This window comes from Streptomyces griseoflavus, from assembly GCF_014649995.1.
Lineage (GTDB): Bacteria > Actinomycetota > Actinomycetes > Streptomycetales > Streptomycetaceae > Streptomyces > Streptomyces griseoflavus.
This window is the reverse complement of sequence record NZ_BMUC01000001.1, coordinates 411,049-412,271: the sequence shown is the minus strand read 5'-3', so window position 1 is coordinate 412,271 and position 1,223 is coordinate 411,049. Positions and strand designations below refer to the sequence as shown.

The 1,223-nt window shown below is 69.1% G+C and carries 1 protein-coding gene; it reads right to left on the bottom strand.

Translation table 11 applies throughout. The features are described from left to right. Positions 1–40: 40 nt before the first annotated feature. Positions 41–1,174 carry an IS30 family transposase gene (locus tag IE172_RS01815; protein WP_438817005.1) on the bottom strand — a complete coding sequence of 378 codons (1,134 nt, stop codon included), beginning with the start codon at positions 1,172–1,174 and terminating at the stop codon, positions 41–43. Between the last annotated feature and the right edge of the window lie 49 nt (positions 1,175–1,223).

Below are 1,223 nucleotides of genomic sequence, written 5' to 3'. Positions count from 1 at the left end.
GGCGGTTTCTAGGGATCGTCGCAACACATGGTCGTGTTGATCAGGCCGCGAGTAGCTTATGCAGGCGCTCGGCTGGGGTTTCCCAGCCGAGCGTTTTGCGTGGGCGGCCGTTCAGTTCAGCAGCAACCACGTCGAGGTGTTCGCGTGCGTGGACCGAGAGATCGGTGCCCTTGGGGAAGTACTGCCGGAGCAGGCCGTTGGTGTTTTCGTTCGAGCCTCGTTGCCAGGGGCTGGCCGGGTCACAGAAGTAGACCGGGACGTCGGTGGCGATGGTGAAGGAGCCGTGGGCGCCCATCTCGCTTCCCTGGTCCCAGGTCAGGGACCGTCGGAGGTGGGCGGGCAGGGTCTGGACCGTGGTGACCAGCGCGTCCCGGACGCTTTCGGCGCCGTGGTCGCCAGGCAAGTGCAGGAGCATGACGTAGCGGGTGGCGCGTTCGACCAGTGTGCCGATGGCCGACTTCCCGTCCTTGCCGATGATGAGGTCGCCCTCCCAGTGGCCGGGGACGGCCCGGTCCTCCGCCTCCGCCGGTCGTTCGGTGATCATGACCATCGGGGTGGCGAACCGCGGCTGGCGCTGCTGGGCCTGGCGGCGGGGTTTGCGCCGGGCGCGGCCCGATCGCAGGGCGCGGGCCAGCTCGCGGCGCAGTTCGCCCCGGCCCTGGACGTAGAGGGCCTGGTAGACCGTCTCGTGGACCACGTGCATCTCCGGCTGCTGGGGGAACTGTGCCCGCAGAGCCTGGCAGATCTGCTCAGGGCTCCACCGTATGTCCAGGTGGTTCTGGATGAAGTCCCGCAGCTGCGGGTTCTGGCCGATCTTCCCGGGCTTGGGCCGGGGCCGGCGGGCATCGGCGCGGGCCTGGGCCGCGTGCGGCCGGTACTGGCCGTTGACCGGATGCCGGTTGCGGCGGATCTCCCGGCTGACCGTGGACGGGCTGCGGCCGAGCTCGGCGGCTATCGCACGGACGGTGGCCTTCTCCCGCAGCCGGTCGGCGATGTGAATGCGGTCAGCTTCGCGTAGGTAACGGGACGGGCCGGAAGGCGCTGGCTCCTGATTCATCGGAGGCAGCGCCTTCCGGCCGCCGGACGCATGTGTTCCGTTGCGCCACTTCTTGCCCGTCCGCCGGTCGATCCCGACGATCCGACAGGCTTCCGAACTGCTGTACCCCTGCTGCATGAGCTGGAAGTATGCCGCCCGCTCCCGGGTCAGCTTCTTCCTTCCCTGC